Below are 18,450 nucleotides of genomic sequence, written 5' to 3'. Positions count from 1 at the left end.
GCGGGTCTCCCCGTCACTTCTTGGGAGCGAGCTGCTCGATGATCGCCTTTGCGACGTCCTGCATCGTCAGACGACGGTCCATCGAGGCCTTCTGGATCCACCGGAACGCCTCCGGCTCGCTGAGGCCCATCTTCTCGTTGAGCAGGCCCTTCGCCCGGTCGACGAGCTTGCGGGTCTCGAAGCGCTCGACCATGTCGGCGACCTCGGCCTCGAGCGTGATGATCTGCTCGTGGCGGGCGAGAGCGATCTCGATCGCCGGGAGAAGGTCGTTCGGGGTGAACGGCTTCACGACGTAGGCGAGCGCGCCGGCTTCGCTCGCGCGCTCGACGAGCTCCTTCTGGCTGAACGCGGTCAGCAGCACCACCGGGGCGATGTTGTTCTTGTGGAGCTTCTCCGCCGCGCTGATGCCGTCCAGCTGAGGCATCTTCACGTCCATCACCACGAGGTCGGGGCGCAGCTCCGTGGCGAGGGCGACCGCGGTCTCCCCGTCGCCGGCCTCTCCCACCACGTCGAAGCCGTTGTCGCGGAGGATCTCGACGATGTCGAGACGGATCAGCGACTCGTCCTCGGCGACGACGACGCGTCGCGGTGCGGATGCCGTGGGCTGCTCAGGCTGCTGCTCTTGCTCGGTCACCGTTCAATCCTATCGTTGCGGACCGCGGTCGGCTGGTGCCGCCCCGGGTCCGGGGAGTGCCGGCGGTGGGACTCGAACCCACACGCCCTTTCGGACAAAGCATTTTGAGTGCTCCGCGTCTGCCATTCCGCCACGCCGGCCCGCATCGACTGTAGCGCACGCGAAAGGGGCGGAGCCGCAGCTCCGCCCCTTCACGATCCGATCAGGCCTTGGCCTTGTAGATCGGCGCTGCTCCGCCGACGGCGTCCCCGACCTTGTGGACGCGGATGTCGTTGGTGGAGCCCACGATCCCGGGAGGCGATCCGGAGATGACGACCACCGGGTCGCCCTCGGAGGCGAGCCCCTGGCCGAGCAGGTACTCGTCGACCTGGTGGAACATCAGGTCGGTGTGCTCGACGAGGTCGACCAGCGCCGTGCGGATGCCCCAGGTCATCGCCAGGCGACGGCGGATGTGCGGGTCCGGGGTGAAGGCGATCATGGGGATGCGGGGGCGCAGGCGGGACATGCGGCGCGCCGAGTCGCCCGACTGCGTGAAGACGCAGATGAACTTCGCGCCGACGAACTCCGCGACCTCTTCGCCCGCGAGCGTGATGATGCCGCCCTGGGTGCGCGGACGGTTGGTGAGCGGGTGGATCCGCTCCAGCCCGTGCTCCTCGGTGGACTCGATGATCCGCGCCATGGTCTCGACGACGATCACGGGGTACTCTCCCACGCTCGTCTCACCCGAGAGCATCACCGCGTCGGCGCCGTCGAGCACGGCGTTCGCGACGTCGGAGGTCTCGGCGCGCGTCGGCACCGGGCTCGAGATCATCGACTCGAGCATCTGCGTCGCCACGATCACGGGCTTGGCGTTCTGCCGGGCGAGTTCGACCGCGCGCTTCTGAACGATCGGCACGGCCTCGAGGGGCAGCTCGACGCCGAGGTCTCCGCGGGCGACCATGATCCCGTCGAATGCGGCGACGATCTCGTCGAGTGCGTCGACCGCCTGGGGCTTCTCGACCTTCGCGATCACGGGGATGCGGACGCCCTCCTCCGCCATGATCTCGTGGACGCGGGTGACGTCCTCCGCGTTGCGGACGAACGACAGCGCGATGATGTCGGCGCCGATGCGCAGCCCCCATCGCAGGTCCGACTCGTCCTTCTCACTGAGCGCGGGCACGCTCACGGCGACGCCGGGCAGGTTGATGCCCTTGTTGTTCGAGACGGCGCCCGCGACCACTACGCGGGTGGTCACGACGGTGCCGTCGGTGTCGACGACCTCGACGCGCACCTTGCCGTCGTCGATCAGCAGGAAGTCGCCCGGCTTCACGTCCTGCGGGAGGCCCTTGAACGTGGTGCCGCAGATCTCCTTGTTGCCGAGGATGTCCTCGGTGGTGATCTTGAAGATGTCGCCGACGGCGAGCTCGTAGGGGCCGGCCTCGAACTTGCCGAGCCGGATCTTCGGGCCCTGCAGATCGACCAGGACCGCGACGGCCCGCCCGGCGTCCTCGGCGGCGCGGCGCACGTTCGCATAGTTCGCGTCGTGCACGCTGTAGTCGCCGTGGCTGAGGTTCAGGCGGGCGACGTCCACGCCGGCGTCGATCAGTGCACGCACCGTCTCGTACGTCGAAGTGGCAGGGCCCAGTGTGGCGACGATTTTCGCGCGTCTCAAAGCTTCTCCAGGGGATATGGGGTATTCACGATTCGGCGACGTTGCCGCCGCCAGCCTACGCGGGCTGCAGGCCGAGCGCGACATCCGATGGCTTGACCGGCGCCGGAAGCACCGTGGTCCCCATCAGATGGCGATCGATGCCCGCGGCGGCGGCGCGGCCCTCGGCGATCGCCCAGACGATCAACGACTGACCGCGGCCGGCATCGCCGGCGACGAACACCCCCGGGACCGTGGTCTGGTAGTCGTCGCCACGGCGGAGGTTGGCGCGTTCGGTCAGCTCCGGGGCGTCACCGTCGCGGAACATCGCGGTCTCCGGCCCGGTGAAGCCCATCGCGATCAGCACGAGATCGGCGGGGATCTCCCGCTCGGTCCCGCTCTTGGGCACTCGACGGCCGTCGATGTACTCGGTCTCCGCCACGCGGAGCGCGCGGACCCGGCCGTCGTCGTCCGAGAGGAACTCGACGGTCGAGGCGAGGTAGACCCTCTCTCCGCCCTCCTCGTGCGCGGACTGCACCTCGAAGACGTTCGGCATCATCGGCCACGGCTGGTGGTCCGGTCGGGTCGGGGTCGGCTGCTTCCCGATCGCGAGGTTCGTCACGCTCAGTGCACCCTGGCGGTGCGCGGTGCCGATGCAGTCGGCCCCGGTGTCGCCGCCGCCGATCACGATGACGTGCTTGCCCTCGGCGGTCACCTGGCCGATGACCTCGTCCCCGGCGACCGCATGGTTCGAGGGGACGAGATAGTCCATCGCGAAGTGGATGCCGTCGAGGTCGCGTCCCGGGATCGGGAGATCGCGAGGAACCGTCGAGCCGGTCGCGACGAGCACCGCGTCATAGCGGGCCCGGAGCTCGTCCCAGCCGATGTCCCTGCCGATCTCGACACCGGTGCGGAAGCGGGTGCCCTCGTCCTGCATCTGCGTGATGCGGGCGTCGATGTGCTGCTTCTCCATCTTGAAGTCGGGGATGCCGTAGCGCAGCAGACCGCCGATGCGGTCGTCGCGCTCGAACACCGCGACCGTGTGGCCGGCGCGTGTGAGCTGCTGCGCAGCCGCCAGCCCCGCAGGGCCTGAGCCCACCACCGCGACGGTCTTGCCCGTGAGGCGCTCCGGCGGCTGCGGCTGCACCCAGTCGTGCGCGAACGCCTCGTCGATGATCGACACCTCGATCTGCTTGATCGTCACCGCGGGCTGGTTGATCCCCAGCACGCACGCGCTCTCGCAGGGCGCGGGGCACAGCCTCCCCGTGAATTCCGGGAAGTTGTTGGTGGCGTGGAGCCTCTCGATCGCCGAGCGGTCCTCGCCGCGCCAGGTGAGGTCGTTCCACTCCGGGATGAGGTTCCCCAGCGGGCATCCCGCATGGCAGAAGGGCACGCCGCAGTCCATGCAGCGGCCTGCCTGCCGGCGCAGCACGGCGGTGTCGCCGGGCTCGTAGACCTCTTTCCAGTCCATGATCCGCACCGGCACCGGCCGGCGCGCCGGGAGCTCGCGCTCCGTGTTCTTCAGAAAGCCCTTGGGGTCAGCCACCGGTCACCTCCAGGATCCGGTGCCAGACGGCGTCGCCGTCGGGGTCCATGCCCGCCTGCTCCGCCTCCTGACGCATGTTCTGCACCGCGGCGAAGTCCCGCGGCAGCACCTTCGTGAATGTGTCGGCCACGGTCTCGAAGTCCTCGAGCAGGGCCTGGGCGAGCGGCGAGCCGGTGCGTTCGACGTGTTCGACGAGCAGACCACGCAGCAGCTCGAGATCGGCACGGTCGAGAGGCTCGAGGCGCAACTCCCCCGAGGCGATGGCCTGGGGGTTCACCCGTGCGAGGTCGAGGTCCCGCACGTAGGCGGTGCCGCCCGACATCCCCGCTCCGAGGTTGCGGCCCGTGGGGCCGAGGATCACGGCGAGGCCGCCGGTCATGTACTCCAGCGCATGGTCGCCCACGCCCTCCACGACCGCGGTCGCACCGGAGTTGCGGACGAGGAACCGCTCCCCCACCACTCCGGAGATGAACAGCGTCCCCGCCGTCGCCCCGTAGCCGATGACGTTGCCTGCGATCACGTTGTCCTGCGGTGCGAAGGTCGCCTCCCTCGGCGGACGGATCGTGATGTCGCCGCCCGACAGCCCCTTCCCGACGTAGTCGTTGGCGTCGCCTTCGAGACGGAGCGCGATGCCCGACGGGAGGAAGGCTCCGAGGGACTGACCGGCAGTGCCGTGCAGCGTCACGTCGATCGTCTCGCGCGCCAGGCCCTCGGCGCCGAAGCGCGCGGTGACCTCATGGCCGAGCATCGTGCCGACGGCGCGCTCGGTGTTGCGGATCGGCAGCTCGATGAGCACCGGCGCCCGCTCGTCGAGGGCCTCCTGCGACATGCGGATGAGCTCCACGTCGAAGTGCCCGTCGAGCTCGTGGTCCTGTGCACGGCCGCTGCGCCGCGGCTCGTCGGCCGGGAAGGCCGGGCCCTCGAGCACCGGGGACAGGTCGAGACCGTCCGTCTTCCAATGCCTGATCGCGGCGTCGGTGCGGAGCAGGTCGGTGCGTCCGACGATCTCGTCCAGGCGCCGGAATCCGAGGGACGCGAGCAGCTCGCGCACCTCCTCGGCGATGAACTCCATGAAGTTCACGACGAACTCCGGCTTGCCGGTGAAGCGCTCGCGCAGCACGGGGTTCTGCGTCGCGACCCCCACTGGGCAGGTGTCGAGATGGCAGACGCGCATCATGATGCATCCGCTCACCACGAGCGGCGCGGTCGCGAAGCCGAACTCCTCGGCGCCGAGCAGCGCGCCGATGACGACATCGCGCCCGGTCTTCAGCTGGCCGTCGACCTGCACCACGACGCGGTCGCGCATGCCGTTGAGCATGAGCGTCTGCTGGGTCTCGGCCAGTCCGAGCTCCCACGGGGTACCGGCGTGCTTGAGGGAGTTCAGTGGACTCGCGCCCGTCCCGCCGTCGTGGCCGGAGACGAGGACGACGTCGCTCAGAGCCTTCGCGACGCCCGCGGCGACCGCGCCGATGCCGGACTGGCTCACGAGCTTGGTGTGGATCCGCGCCTGCGGGTTGGCCCTCTTCAGATCGAAGATGAGCTGCTTGAGGTCCTCGATCGAGTAGATGTCGTGGTGCGGAGGCGGCGAGATCAGCCCGACGCCGGGTGTGGCATGTCGCGTCCGGGCGACCCAGGGGTAGACCTTCTGCGGAGGCAGCTGACCGCCCTCGCCGGGCTTCGCGCCCTGGGCGAGCTTGATCTGGATGTCGTCCGCCTCGGTGAGGTAGTGGCTCGTGACGCCGAATCGTGCCGACGCCACCTGCTTGATGGCGCTGCGCCTCTCGGGGTCGACCAGCCGCTCGGGATCCTCTCCCCCCTCGCCGGTGTTCGACTTCGCGCCGATACGGTTCATCGCGATCGCGAGTGTCTCGTGCGCCTCCTGCGAGATCGAGCCGTAGCTCATGGCACCCGTGGAGAACCGCTTGACGATCTCCGACACCGGTTCGACCTCGTCGATCGGCACGGGAGTACGATCCCCCGTGCGCAGCTCGAAGAGCCCGCGGAGGGTCTTCAGCTCACGAGCCTGATCGTCGACGAGCTGCGTGTACTCGCGGAACACGTCGTAGCGCCGCGTGCGGGTGGAGTGCTGCAGCCGGAAGACCGTCTCGGGGTTGAAGAGATGCGGCGATCCGTCTCGGCGCCACTGGTACTCGCCGCCGGTCCACAGCCTCTCGTGGGCGCGCGCTGCGGCGTCCTCGGGGTAGGCGAAGTCGTGCCTCGCCTGGTTCTCGGCGAACACCTCCTCGATCCCGATGCCGCCCAGGCGCGTCGTCGTCCCGGTGAAGTAGGCGTCGATCAGCTCCTGGCTGAGTCCGATCGCCTCGAAGACCTGCGCGCCCGCGTAGGACGACACGGTGGAGATGCCCATCTTCGACATGATCTTCAGCACGCCCTTGCCGAGCGCATGGATCACGTTGTGCACGGCCGCGTCGGGGCTGATGCCCGTGATGAAGCCGGTGCGCACCAGGTGCTCGACAGTCTCCATCGCGAGGTAGGGGTTGATCGCCGAGGCGCCGTATCCGATCAGCGTCGCGACGTGGTGCACCTCGCGCACGTCACCGGCCTCGACCACCAGGCCGACCTTCATGCGGGTCTGGTTGCGGATGAGGTGATGGTGCACCGCGGCGACCATGAGCAGCGACGGGATCGGGACGAGGTCCTTGTTGGAATCGCGGTCCGAGAGGATCAGGAACTCCGCGCCGCGGGCGATCGCGGCATCGGCCTCTGCGCACATCTCCTCGAGCCGCTCCGCCATCGTGTGCGAGCCGGCGTCGAAGTGGTAGAGGCCCTTGATCGTCGCGCTGGCCTTACCCGGCAGCGTCCGGTCGATGTGGCGGATCTTGGCGAGCTCGTCGTTGTCGATCACCGGGAAGTCGAGCGTCACGGTCTCGGCGTGCTCCGGCCCCCAGGACAGCAGATTGCGTTCCGGGCCGAGGCCGAGGCGGAGGCTGGTGACGACTTCCTCGCGGATCGCGTCCAGTGGCGGGTTCGTCACCTGGGCGAACTGCTGCACGAAGTAGTCGAAGAGCAGCCGCGGCCGGTCGCTGAGCACGGCGATCGGCGTGTCCGACCCCATCGCACCGAGCGGTTCCGCGCCGTTCTGGCCCATCGGGGTCAGGAGGATGCGCACCTCCTCCTCCGTGTAGCCGAAGGTGCGCTGGCGGCGCGTGATCGACGCCGCCGGGTGCACGATGTGCTCCCGCTCCGGCAGGTCGCCGAGCCGCACGGCCCCGGCGTCGAGCCACTCCCGCCAGGGGTGCAGCGAGGCGAGCTCGTGCTTGATCTCATCGTCCTCGACGATGCGGCCCTGTGCGGTGTCCACGAGGAACATCCGGCCGGGACGCAGACGACCGCGCCTCTTGATGCGCGCGGGCTCGAACTCCAGCACGCCCGTCTCCGAGCCGATGACGACCAGGCCATCGGTCGTCTCCGTCCAACGGCCTGGCCGGAGTCCGTTGCGGTCGAGCGTCGCGCCGACCAGCGTGCCGTCCGTGAAGATCAGCGCCGCCGGACCGTCCCAGGGCTCCATCTGGTTCGCGTGGTACTCGTAGAAGGCCCTCAGCTCGGGGTCGAGTCCGGTCTGCTTCTCCCAGGCCTCCGGCACCATCATCATGATGGCGTGCGGAAGGCTGCGCCCCGTGAGGGTCAGCAGCTCGAGCACCTCGTCGAACGAGGCGGAGTCGCTCGCCCCGTCGGTGCAGATCGGCAGGAGCGGAGCGAGGTCACCGAGGAGCTCCGACTCCAGCTGCGACTGCCGGGCGCGCATCCAGTTGCGGTTGCCGCCCACCGTGTTGATCTCCCCGTTGTGGGCGAGCATACGCAGCGGCTGGGCGAGGGGCCACGAGGGGAACGTGTTCGTGGAGTACCGGGAGTGCACGACGGCGAGCTCGGAGGCGAACCGCTCGTCCTGGAGGTCCGGGTAGAAGGGCTCCAGCTGGAGCGTGGTGACCATGCCCTTGTAACCCAACGTGCGGGCGGACAGGGAGACGAAGTAGGCGTCGAGCTCGTGTCCGGCGCGCTTGCGCAGCCGGTAGGCGATGCGGTCGAGCGCGAGTCCGGAGGAGGCGCCGTCTCCTCCCGCGCCGGGGCGGGAGACGAAGAGCTGCTCGAAGGCCGGGCGGGCCTCGTCGGCGAGCTTGCCGAGGTTCTCATTGGCCGTGGGGACCATGCGCCAACCGAGGACCGTCAGGCCCTCCTCTGCGGCGATGCGCTCGATGCCGGCCTTCTGCTCGCGGCGGGCGCTCGACTCCCGAGGGAGGAACGCCAGGCCTGCGGCGTACTCGCCGACCGGAGGAAGCTCGAACTCCGTGACGGAACGGAGGAACGCGTCCGGCATCTGGGTGAGGATCCCGGCCCCGTCGCCGGTCCCCGCGTCGGAGCCGATCGCGCCGCGATGCTCCAGGTTGCGCAGCGCCTCGAGCGCCAGCGCGATGATGTCGTGCCCGGCCTCGCCGCGCAACGTCGCGACCATTGCCAGGCCGCAGGCGTCCTTCTCGAACGCCGGGTCGTACATCCCCTGCTTCGGGGGGTAGGCGCCGGAGGCGCCATAGGGAGGCTGGAAGTACACCAGTCACCGTCCTCAGATCTCAGATGACACCGGGGACGACGTTGGCCCGCTTGTGCGATGGAATCCCCTCGGAGAGAGAGGACGGCGGGGGCTGTCCTCAGCTCGTAGGAGCGGTGCTCGTGGCGGTGGCTCCGGTGATCTGCTCGTCGACCGGAGGCTCGCTCACGTCGACGAAGTCGTCGGGGTTGTCCGATTGTACCTCAGCCGCGGGGATCCGCCCCGGCTGGTAGGGAGACGGCTCGATGCCGGGGTGCCGGTGCGTCTGGACGATGAGGATCACGATGCCGACCACGACGCCGATGATCGCCGCCCAGACGTTGCTGCGCAGGCCCAGGTAGATCTCGCTCGGATCGATGCGGATCGACTCCCAGACGATGCGGCCGGCGCTGTACCAGATGAGGTAGCAGGCGAAGAGCTTGCCCCACTGCAGGCGCAGCCGTCGGCCCGCCCAGAGCAGGAAGAGCACGCCCAGCCCGTTCCAGATGACCTCGTAGAGGAACGTGGGGTGGAACAGGGTCCCCTCGGGGAGACCCGGGGGGAAGGCGATGTTGGACTTCTCGATCTCCAGCCCCCAGGGCAGATCGGTCGGCAGGCCGAAGAGCTCGTGGTTGAACCAGTTGCCGAAGCGTCCCATGGCCTGGGCGAGCAGCAGTCCGGGGGCGAGCGCATCGGCGAACGACCAGAACCGGATGCCGGTCCAGCGGCAGCCCAGCCACGCGCCGACGGCGCCGCCGATGAGGGCGCCGAAGATGGCGATGCCGCCCTCCCAAATCGCCCAGACCGAGCCGGGCTCGAAGGGGTTCCAGGTGTTCTTGCCCGGGCCGAAGTAGAAGTTCGGGTGGGTGAGCACGTGGAAGATCCGCGCACCGATGATCGCGAGGGGGACCGCGATGATCGCGATGTCGATCACGACCCACCGCTCCGCACCCCTCTTGGTGAGGCGGTGGTTCGTCAGGAAGACAGCGACGATGATGCCCGCGATGATGCACAGCGCGTAGTAGTGGATCGTCAGCCCGAAGATCGGGAAGCTGCGGGACGGCGGGCTCGGGATGCTGGCGAGCACGCCGGCGAGGCTGCTGTGGAGCGCGAGGGACATGAGAGAGATTCTAGTCGGCGAGGTGGAAACGCGCGGACGGCGTGCCCGCGACCAGCGAACGGGTGGTCTCCGCGAGGCCGTCGAGACCGCCGTCGCGGAGGGCGCGGACCAGCGCCGTGCCCACGATCGCGCCGTCGGCGTAGCCGGTCACGCCCGCAACCTGCTCGGCGGTGGAGATGCCGATGCCGACACAGGCACGGCTCGCACCGCGCGACCTCAGGCGCTCGACGAGCGTCCGTGCGGCCCGGTCGAGCTCGGCGCGCTCCCCCGTAATGCCCATCGTCGACACGGTGTAGACGAATCCGGTCGAGGAGGACACCACCAGGTCGAGGCGCTCGTCCGTCGAGGTCGGAGCGGCGAGGAAGATCCGGTCGAGTCCGGTCCGCTCGCTCGCCGCGATCCACTCCCCCGCGGCCTCGGGCGTGATGTCGGGGGTGACCAGGCCTGCGCCGCCTGCAGCGAGCAGGTCGTCGGCGTAGCGGTCGACGCCGTACTGGATCACGGGATTCCAATAGGTCATCACGACGACGGGGACATCCGTCGCCGCGGTGATGGCCTTCACCGCTGTGAAGAGATCTCGCATGCGGAAGCCGCCGGCGAGGGCCTTCTGCGTCGCCTCCTGGATGATCGCGCCGTCCATCACCGGATCGGAATACGGCGGGCCGAGCTCGATCACGTCGGCGCCGTTCTCCGCCAACGTGATCGCCGCCCGGATGCTGGTGTCCAGATCGGGGAAGCCCACCGGGAGATAGCCGACGAACGCTCCGCGGCCCTCGTCGTGCGCCTTTTGGATCGCAGCCTCGACGCGGCTCATCCTGCGTTCTCCTCGTCGTACAGCTCGAAGTACCGCGCCGCGGTGTCCATGTCCTTGTCTCCGCGGCCGGAGAGGCAGACGGCGATGATGCCGTCAGGTCCGAGGTCGCGTCCGATGCGCAGAGCGCCGGCCAGGGCGTGTGCGGACTCGACGGCGGGGATGATCCCCTCCGTGCGGCTCAGCAGACGAAGGGCCTGCATCGCCTCATCGTCGGTCGCGGGGATGTAGGAGGCGCGACCGATGTCGGCGAGCCAGGAGTGCTCGGGTCCGACCCCCGGGTAGTCCAGGCCGGCCGAGATCGAGTGCGACTCGATCGTCTGTCCGTCCTCGTCCTGCAGCACGTACGTCCGGGCTCCGTGCAGCACGCCGGGGCGTCCGCGCTCGATCGACGCCGCGTGCTTCTCGGTGTCGACGCCGTCTCCCGCCGCCTCGACGCCGTAGAGGGCGACGCCCTCGTCGTCGAGGAACGCGTCGAACATGCCGATCGCGTTCGACCCGCCGCCGACGCAGGCGACGACGGCGTCGGGAAGGCGCCCGGCCTCGGTCAGCAGCTGCTCGCGGGCCTCCTCGCCGATGATCTTCTGGAAGTCGCGAACCATGGCCGGGAACGGATGCGGGCCCGCCGCCGTTCCGAAGATGTAGTTGGTGGTCTCGACCGACGCGACCCAATCGCGGTAGGCGTCGTTGATCGCGTCCTTGAGCGTGCGCGAGCCGGTCGTGACGGGCACGACCTCGGCGCCGAGGAGACGCATACGGGCGACGTTGAGCGCCTGGCGCTCGGTGTCGACCTCGCCCATGTAGATCGTGCACTCCATGCCGAAGAGCGCCGCCGCCGTCGCCGTGGCGACGCCGTGCTGCCCGGCGCCGGTCTCGGCGATCACACGCGTCTTGCCCAGCCGCCTGGTGAGCAGGGCCTGCCCCAGCACGTTGTTGATCTTGTGCGAACCGGTGTGATTGAGGTCCTCCCGCTTCAAGAAGACCCGCGCCCCGCCGGCGTGCTCCGCGAAGCGGGGCGCCTCGGTGAGCGCGGACGGCCTGCCCGCATAGGAGGAGAGCAGCCGTGCGAGCTCGTCACGGAACGCCGGATCGATCATCGCCGACTCATAGGCCGCCGTCAGCTCGTCGATGGCCGCGATCAGCGACTCGGGCATGTAGCGCCCACCGTAGGCGCCGAAGAACGGGCCGTGCTGGTCGCGGAGACTCATCCCACCTCCAGGAAGCTGTGCAGGGTGGCGACGGGGTCGCCGGTGACGAGCGCCTCGCCGATGAGTACGACGTCCGCGCCGGCCTGCCGATAGTGCGCGACGTCCGCTGGGGAGAGCACCGCCGACTCGGCGATCTTCACCGCTCCGGCGGGGATGCGGTCGACGAGCCGGCCGAAGAGGTCGCGGTCGAGCTCGAGCGTCTTGAGGTCGCGGGCGTTCACTCCGATGAGCTCGGCGCCCAGATCGATCGCGACCTCGAGCTCCTCGGCCGAGTGCGTCTCGACCAACGGGGTCATGCCGAGCTCCCGGATGAGACCGTACAGTTCGGTGAGGACCGGGACGCTGAGCCCGGCGACGATCAGCAGAGCGAGGTCGGCACCCGCCGCGCGGGCCTCGAACACCTGATAGGGCGTCGCGATGAAGTCCTTGCGCAGCACCGGCAGGGAGACGCGCGACGTCACCGCCTCGAGATCGGCGAGGGAGCCGCCGAAGCGGCGCTCCTCGGTGAGGACGCTGATCGCCGAAGCACCGCCCTGCTCGTAGAGCGATGCCTGGAAGGCGGGGTCAGGGATGTCGGCGAGGGAGCCGCGAGACGGGCTGGCGCGCTTGACCTCGGCGATGATCTTCACGCGATCCGCGGGAGCGAGGGCCGCCAGCGCATCCCGGGCAGCGGGTCGCGCCAGCGCCTCGCGCTCCACCTGGGAGAGAGGCCGGGTCAGGGCGCGCCTTTCGGCGTCTTCCACAGCGCCGGCCGTGAGGTCGGCGAGGACCATCAGTGCGCCTTCGGCGTGTACTTGGGGCCGTTCACCCCGTAGCCGGCCCGGGCCATGATCCAGCCCACGATCGGACCGACGAGGATGAGGACGGCCGAGGCCCACACCATCGGCGCGAGCTCGAGGCAGAAGAACACGGTGCCGATCGTGAAGCCGAGCAGCATGATCACGACGGCGGTCCACGCGGCAGGCGAGTGTCCGTGTCCGGGGTCTGCGATCGAGTTGGTCATGTTCTCCTCCGGGAAGGTCGGCGTGGGTTCAGTCTATCGGGCTCAGCGCGTCGGATCGGTGCCATGGGACAGGTCGTCCCATGATTCGACGGCGTCGAGCGGCCCGTCTGCGACTCCGTGCGCGGAGTCCGCGGTGCGGTAGCGGCGCCCTCCCGCCTTCCAGCGCCGGGCGCTGACCATGACGAAGAGCGAGGCGAGCAGAAGCAGGATCCAGCAGGCGAAGGCGATCCCGGGCCAGACACTCGGCGCGATGCTCCCGACGACATCGTGCAACGCGGCCTCTCCGGCGAGTCCGGTCGCCTCGGTCACCGAGGAGGCGACGGCGGAGAGGGGCGGGTCGACGACCAGGGGGAGGGTCATGATGCCGAGCGCGACCGCGGCCAGGGCGGCGAGCACCCCGAAGACGTAGCGCAGCACCGGGCCGACGATCGACAGCGCGGCGCCGAGAGCCAGCACGGCCAGCGTCAGGGGCGCCAGCAGGGGCAGCGCATGCGCACCGCTGACGAGCAGGGGCTCGGCACCGTCGGCGCGGTGCACCTCGAGCCAGGTCTGGGTCGAGGAGATCACGCCGATGCCGCCCGCCGCGATGAAGGCCAGCACAGAGGTGCTGCGTCCGCGTTCGAACAGGCTCATGCCCGTGCCCCGTCGCCGGCCGGCAGGTCCCTGCCGTCGAAGCAGGTCCGTGTGCCCGTGTGACAGGCGGCGCCCGTCTGGTCGACCTGCAGCAGGATCGTGTCGCCGTCGCAGTCGAGCTGCGCAGAGTGGAGCATCTGGATGTTGCCGGAGGTGTCGCCCTTGCGCCAGTACTCCTGTCGGGAGCGCGACCAGTAGGTGACGCGCCCCGAGGTCAGCGTGCGCCGCAACGACTCTTCGTCCATCCAGGCGAGCATCAGCACCTCGCGGGTGTCCCACTGCTGCACGATCGCCGGCGCCAGACCGTCGGCGTTCCATGCGACGCCCGCGATGCGCTCGTCGAGATCGCTCATGCGGACCGATCCTCTCCGGACGCCGTGTTCCGGACCACCACTCCGGCGCCGCGGAGGGCATCCTTCACGTCGCCGATCGAGAGCTGGCCGCCGTGGAAGACGCTCGCGGCGAGCACCGCGTCGGCGCCGGCGGCGATCGCGGGCGGGAAATCCGCCGCCGATCCCGCACCGCCCGAGGCGATGACCGGGACGGGTGCGATCTCGCGCATCAGGCGGACGAGCTCGAGATCGAAGCCGTCCTTCGTACCGTCCGCATCGATCGAGTTCACGAGCAGCTCCCCCGCACCGCGCTCCGTGGCCTCCCGGGCCCAGTCCGCGGCGTCCAGCGTCGTCTCGGTCCGGCCGCCGTGGGTGGTCACCACGAATCCGGATCGCGTGCCTGCCGCGCGCTTGACGTCGAGCGAGAGCACGAGCACCTGTGCGCCGAACCGGTCGGCGATCTCGTCGATGAGCTCCGGGCGGGCGATCGCTGCGGAGTTCACACCGACCTTGTCGGCGCCGACCGAGAGCAGACGCGCCACGTCCTCGACGCTGCGCACTCCCCCGCCGACGGTCAGCGGCACGAAGACCTGTTCCGCGGTGCGCTGCACCACGTCGTAGGTCGTCGCGCGTCCGTCGACGGTCGCCGTCACATCGAGGAAGGTGATCTCGTCGGCGCCCTGGGACGCATAGTGCGCCGCCAACTCGACCGGATCGCCCATATCGCGGAGGTTCTGGAAGTTGACCCCCTTCACGACGCGCCCGGCGGACACGTCGAGGCACGGGATCACGCGGGCCGCGAGCGTCATCACAGCCTCGCCGCGTGGATCGCGGTGACCAGGATCGCGCGCGCGCCGAGGGCGTAGAGGGCGTCCATCACCTGGTTCACCCCGCGACGCGGGATCATCACGCGCACCGCCACCCACTCGGGATCGCGGAGCGAGGAGATCGTCGGCGACTCCCGACCCGGCGCGATCGCCACGGCCTGGTCGACGAGGGCGACCGGGAGATCGTAGTCGAGCAGCACATACTGCCGCGCGACCATCACGCCCCGAAGGCGACGGAGCAGGGTGTCGGTGCCCTCCGCCTCGCCGGGGCGGCTGATGAGCACGGCCTCGGACTGGATGATCACCGGCCCGAAGATCTCGAGTCCCGCCTGACGCAGCGTCGTGCCGGTCTCGACCACGTCGGCGATCACGTCGGCGACGCCGAGCCGCACGGCGGACTCCACCGCGCCGTCCAGCGGGACGAGCTCCGCCTCCACTCCGTGCTCGCGGAGGAAGGCGTCGACGAGACCCGGGTACGCCGATGCGACCCGGACGCCGGCGAGCTCCTCGATCGACGAGTAGCGTCCGGGAGGTCCGGCGAACCGGAACGTCGACTTCGCGAAGCCGAGGGCTTCGATCTCGCGGGCCTGCTGCGGGACGTCGCGCAGCAGGTCGCGGCCGGTGATCCCGACGTCGAGAGCCCCGGAGGCCACATAGGTCGCGATGTCACGGGGGCGGAGGAAGAAGAACTCGACGTCGTTCTCGGCGTCGATCACGTGCAGTGTCTTGGGGTCGCGGCGACCGGCGTACCCGGCCTCCGCGAGCATCTCGGCGGCGGTCTCGGAGAGCGAGCCCTTGTTCGGAACGGCGATGCGGAGCATGGATGTCTTTCGTGTCGAAGGGAGGGAGCGGAGCGGCTCAGAGATGTCGGTAGACGTCCTCGAGCTCCAGGCCCTTCGCGATCATCATCACCTGCAGGTGGTAGAGCAGCTGCGAGATCTCCTCGGCGGCTTCATCCTTCGACTCGTACTCGGCGGCCATCCAGACCTCGGCCGCCTCCTCGACGATCTTCTTGCCGATCGCATGCACGCCGCGGTCGAGCTGAGCGACCGTCCCCGATCCCTCGGGACGGCTCTCCGCCGTCTGGCGCAGCTGGGCGAACAGCTCGTCGAAAGTCTTCACGCTTCCAGGCTAGCGGCTCGCGCACGCTCCCGGAGCCCCGTGACGGCCGCCTCGACGTCGTCCGCGCCATAGACCGCCGAGCCCGCGACGAACGTGTCCGCGCCGGCCTCTGCCGCCTGCGCGATCGTGTCGAAGGAGATCCCGCCGTCGACCTGGAACCACACGTCCGCATGACGGCGGCGAGCCTCCTTCCGGAGCGCTCGGAGCTTCGGCATGGTCTCCGCCATGAACCCCTGGCCGCCGAATCCCGGCTCGACGGTCATCACGAGGATCTGATCGAACTCGTCGAGCACGTCGTAGAGGGCCTCCCCCGCCGTCCCCGGCTTGATCGCGATGCCCGCACGCGCGCCGATCCCGCGGAGTCGCCGGGCGAGTCCGACCGGATCCGCCGCCGCTTCGAGATGGAAGGTCACGCTCGCGGCGCCGAGCTCGGCGTACCCGGGCGCCCAGCGATCGGGATCGCTGATCATGAGGTGCACGTCGAGCGGAATCGGGCTCGTCTGCTGGATCCGCTCGACCATCTGCGGTCCGAAGCTGAGGTTGGGCACGAAGTGGTTGTCCATCACGTCGACGTGCACGAAGTCCGCGGACGCGATCCGCGCCAGCTCGGACTGCATGTTGACGAAGTCGGCGGCGAGGATGCTCGGGTTGATGCGCGGGGCGTCGGGAAGGTGCATGGTGCTGCTCTCCTATCGTGAGCGCTGCAGCAGCGCGAGGAACATGGCGTCGGTGCCGTGGCGATGCGGCCAGAGCTGCACCCTGCCGGAGCCGTCGCCGGCGAGGTCGATCGGCGTGCGGACCACGCTCTCCAGCACTGCGCGCGCGTCGAGCTCGACGAGGTCGTCACGCCCGCGCAGGATCTCGGAGACCACGCCCGTCGTCTCCGCGAGGTGCGGTGAGCAGGTGGCATAGGCGACGATCCCGCCGGGAGCCAGCGCATCGACCGCGGCGGACAGCAGCTGCACCTGCAGCGCGACGAGCTCGGCGACATCGGCGGGGCTCTTCCGCCAGCGCGCCTCCGGGCGACGACGCAGCGCTCCAAGCCCGGTGCACGGGGCGTCGACGAGGATTCGGTCGAACGCTCCCGGGCGGGAGCGGGCGAGGTCCCGCCCGTCCTCCTCGTGCACGACGACGTCGCCGGGCACGCCCCGGAGGGCGTTCCGCACCAGACGGGCCCGTGTGGGGACCACCTCGTTCGCCTCGAGGGAGATGTCGTGCTGCCGGGCGATCGCAGCGAGGAGGGCGGTCTTCCCGCCCGGCCCGGCGCACAGATCGAGCCACTTCTCTCCGGCGCGCAACGGAGCGGCTGCCGCGAGGGCGAGCGCGACGAGCTGGGAGCCCTCGTCCTGCACGCGGATCGTCCCCGCGGCCTGCTCGACGATCCGGTGCGGGTCCCCTCCGGGCGAGCCGAAGGCCGTCTGGGCGAACGGACGGCGGGGCTCCCCCGGCTCGGCGAGCCCCGGGAGTGCGACGAGTGTGACCTCGGGCGAGCGGTTGTCCGCGTCGAGCAGCGCCTCCAGCTCACCCGCGCGCCCCTCCGCCGCCAGCGCACGGCGCAGGGCCCTGATGACCCAGACCGGATGCGCCGCACGCAGGGCGAGCCTCTCGTCGTCGGAGCGCGCCTGATCCTCGATCGCGGTCTGCCATGCCTCCGGAGACTCTCGGGTGATCCTCCGCAGCACCGCGTTCGCGAACCCGGAAGCCCCCCGCCCCTGCACGGCGGCGACGAGGTTCACGGTCTCGTTGACCGCTGCGTGGTCGGCCACGCGCGTCGAGAGCAGCTGATGCACGCCGAGCCGGAGCGCGTCGAGGACCGGGGGGTCGATACCGTCGATCGGTCGTCCGGCGGCCGCGGCGATGATCGCGTCATAGGTGCCACGACGACGCAGCGTCCCGTAGGCGAGCTCGGTGGCGAGCCCGGCGTCCTTCTGGTCGAGGCCCGCCTCGGCGATGGCCGACGGGAGCAGGAGGTTCGCGTAGGCGTCGGACTCGGAGACCGCGCGGAGCACGTCGAACGCGACGCGACGCGCCGGCTGCACGCTCCGTTTCCTTCCGGCGCGGGTGTCCTCGGCGCCCGGCGGTCGCGGACGTCCTCCGTGCAGCCCGCGGCGGCCGCCGTCGCGGCTCATGAGCCCGCTCGCAATCCCTCGGACCGTTGTCCGCGCCACCAGTCGGCCGCCGCCATGACGCCCTTGCCCGCGGGCTGCACACGGCTGACGGCGAGCGGCCGGCTGCCTGTGCCGATCAGGATCCGGGTCTTCTCCCCGGCGATCTCGCCCGGGGCGAGCGGCGCCGCGTCCAGCGCCGGCGCTGCGGACAGCACCTTGAGACGCTCGCCGCCGACCGTGGTGTGTGCCCCGGGCTCGGGGGTCACACCACGGAAGCGGGAGAACACGGACTCCAGCGGCGCCGACCAGTCGAGCATGCCGTCATCGATCCCCATCTTGGGCGCGAAGGTCGGCTCACCGGACTGCGCCTCCGCACGTGCGGTCCCCTCCGCGATCCCGGCGACGACATCGAGCGTGAGCGCGGCACCGTCCGCGGCGAGCACCTCCAGCGCGTCGCCCGCGGTGGTCTCCGGGGCGAGGGCGACGGCGCGCATGCCGAACACATCGCCGGCGTCGAGCTCGGGGACGAGCTGGAACACGCTCACCCCGACCTCGGGGTCGCCGGCGATCAGCGCCCGCTGGACCGGCGCCGCGCCGCGCCAGCGCGGGAGCAGCGAGAAGTGCAGATTGATCCATCCGTGCACGGGGGCGGACAGGAGGGGTTCGCGCACCAGGCCGCCGTAGGCGACGATCACCCCGAGCTCCGGCTGAAGCGCCGCGATCTCCTCAGTGACCCGCTCATCGAGCCGGGCCGCCTTGAGCACAGGCAGATCCAGGTCCGCCGCCGCCCGCGCCACCGGCGACGGAGTCAGCACGCGCTTGCGACCGAGAGGAGCATCGGGGCGCGTCACCACGGCGACGATCTCGTGCCGCGCGGCGAGGGCGCGGAGGGTCGGTATGGCCGGCTCGGGGGTGCCGGCGAAGACGAGACGCATG

General features: G+C 70.2%; 17 protein-coding genes and 1 tRNA gene. All 18 read right to left on the bottom strand.

Annotated features, from left to right (window positions below; all coding sequences use genetic code 11):
* Window positions 1-13 precede the first annotated feature (13 nt).
* On the bottom strand, window positions 14-634 hold the full coding sequence (locus ABWO84_RS06540) for an ANTAR domain-containing response regulator (protein WP_353113704.1): 621 nt from the start codon (window positions 632-634) through the stop codon (window positions 14-16).
* A 57-nt stretch (window positions 635-691) separates the two neighbouring features.
* A tRNA-Leu gene (locus ABWO84_RS06535) sits at window positions 692-774 on the bottom strand.
* A 62-nt stretch (window positions 775-836) separates the two neighbouring features.
* Window positions 837-2,285: a pyruvate kinase gene (gene pyk, locus ABWO84_RS06530; RefSeq protein WP_353113703.1), complete on the bottom strand. Its 1,449-nt coding sequence runs from the start codon at window positions 2,283-2,285 to the stop codon at window positions 837-839.
* Window positions 2,286-2,340: 55 nt separating this feature from the next.
* Entirely contained in the window at window positions 2,341-3,807 is a 1,467-nt protein-coding gene (locus ABWO84_RS06525; RefSeq protein ID WP_353113702.1) for a glutamate synthase subunit beta, read from the bottom strand.
* Window positions 3,800-8,320 (bottom strand): glutamate synthase large subunit, encoded by a 4,521-nt coding sequence (gene gltB / locus ABWO84_RS06520; protein ID WP_353113769.1) that lies wholly within the window; start codon window positions 8,318-8,320, stop codon window positions 3,800-3,802. Before gltB ends, ABWO84_RS06525 begins: the two co-directional genes overlap by 8 nt.
* Before the next feature lie 151 nt (window positions 8,321-8,471).
* Entirely contained in the window at window positions 8,472-9,470 is a 999-nt protein-coding gene (lgt, locus tag ABWO84_RS06515; RefSeq protein WP_353113701.1) for a prolipoprotein diacylglyceryl transferase, read from the bottom strand.
* Between the two features lie 10 nt (window positions 9,471-9,480).
* Window positions 9,481-10,284, bottom strand: a complete 804-nt coding sequence (gene trpA, locus ABWO84_RS06510) for a tryptophan synthase subunit alpha (RefSeq protein WP_353113700.1) — start codon at window positions 10,282-10,284, stop codon at window positions 9,481-9,483.
* Window positions 10,281-11,489: a tryptophan synthase subunit beta gene (gene trpB / locus ABWO84_RS06505; protein WP_353113699.1), complete on the bottom strand. Its 1,209-nt coding sequence runs from the start codon at window positions 11,487-11,489 to the stop codon at window positions 10,281-10,283. Before trpB ends, trpA begins: the two co-directional genes overlap by 4 nt.
* Window positions 11,486-12,262, bottom strand: a complete 777-nt coding sequence (gene trpC / locus ABWO84_RS06500) for an indole-3-glycerol phosphate synthase TrpC (RefSeq protein WP_353113698.1) — start codon at window positions 12,260-12,262, stop codon at window positions 11,486-11,488. The genes trpB and trpC overlap by 4 nt, the downstream gene beginning before the upstream one ends.
* A complete protein-coding gene (locus ABWO84_RS06495; protein ID WP_353113697.1) occupies window positions 12,262-12,492 on the bottom strand; it encodes a DUF6704 family protein in 231 nt (76 codons plus the stop codon). The genes trpC and ABWO84_RS06495 overlap by 1 nt, the downstream gene beginning before the upstream one ends.
* 42 nt (window positions 12,493-12,534) lie before the next feature.
* Complete coding sequence (locus tag ABWO84_RS06490) at window positions 12,535-13,125, bottom strand: Trp biosynthesis-associated membrane protein (protein ID WP_353113696.1); 591 nt, start codon at window positions 13,123-13,125, stop codon at window positions 12,535-12,537.
* Complete coding sequence (gene hisI / locus ABWO84_RS06485; RefSeq protein WP_353113695.1) at window positions 13,122-13,478, bottom strand: phosphoribosyl-AMP cyclohydrolase; 357 nt, start codon at window positions 13,476-13,478, stop codon at window positions 13,122-13,124. Before hisI ends, ABWO84_RS06490 begins: the two co-directional genes overlap by 4 nt.
* A complete protein-coding gene (hisF, locus tag ABWO84_RS06480; protein WP_353113694.1) occupies window positions 13,475-14,266 on the bottom strand; it encodes an imidazole glycerol phosphate synthase subunit HisF in 792 nt (263 codons plus the stop codon). Before hisF ends, hisI begins: the two co-directional genes overlap by 4 nt.
* On the bottom strand, window positions 14,266-15,105 hold the full coding sequence (gene hisG, locus ABWO84_RS06475; RefSeq protein ID WP_353113693.1) for an ATP phosphoribosyltransferase: 840 nt from the start codon (window positions 15,103-15,105) through the stop codon (window positions 14,266-14,268). Before hisG ends, hisF begins: the two co-directional genes overlap by 1 nt.
* Window positions 15,106-15,142: 37 nt before the next feature.
* Window positions 15,143-15,406, bottom strand: coding sequence for a phosphoribosyl-ATP diphosphatase (locus tag ABWO84_RS06470; RefSeq protein ID WP_353113692.1), 264 nt, complete (start codon window positions 15,404-15,406; stop codon window positions 15,143-15,145).
* Complete coding sequence (gene rpe / locus ABWO84_RS06465) at window positions 15,403-16,083, bottom strand: ribulose-phosphate 3-epimerase (RefSeq protein WP_353113691.1); 681 nt, start codon at window positions 16,081-16,083, stop codon at window positions 15,403-15,405. Before rpe ends, ABWO84_RS06470 begins: the two co-directional genes overlap by 4 nt.
* A 12-nt stretch (window positions 16,084-16,095) precedes the next feature.
* Window positions 16,096-17,445: an RsmB/NOP family class I SAM-dependent RNA methyltransferase gene (locus ABWO84_RS06460; RefSeq protein ID WP_353113690.1), complete on the bottom strand. Its 1,350-nt coding sequence runs from the start codon at window positions 17,443-17,445 to the stop codon at window positions 16,096-16,098.
* 86 nt (window positions 17,446-17,531) lie between these two features.
* A complete protein-coding gene (gene fmt, locus ABWO84_RS06455; RefSeq protein ID WP_353113689.1) occupies window positions 17,532-18,449 on the bottom strand; it encodes a methionyl-tRNA formyltransferase in 918 nt (305 codons plus the stop codon).
* Window position 18,450 lies beyond the last annotated feature (1 nt).

The sequence above is a fragment of the Microbacterium sp. genome, assembly GCF_040394595.1.
GTDB lineage: Bacteria > Actinomycetota > Actinomycetes > Actinomycetales > Microbacteriaceae > Microbacterium.
Note: the sequence above shows the minus strand (reverse complement) of the source record. Positions and strands in the feature narration are given on the sequence as shown.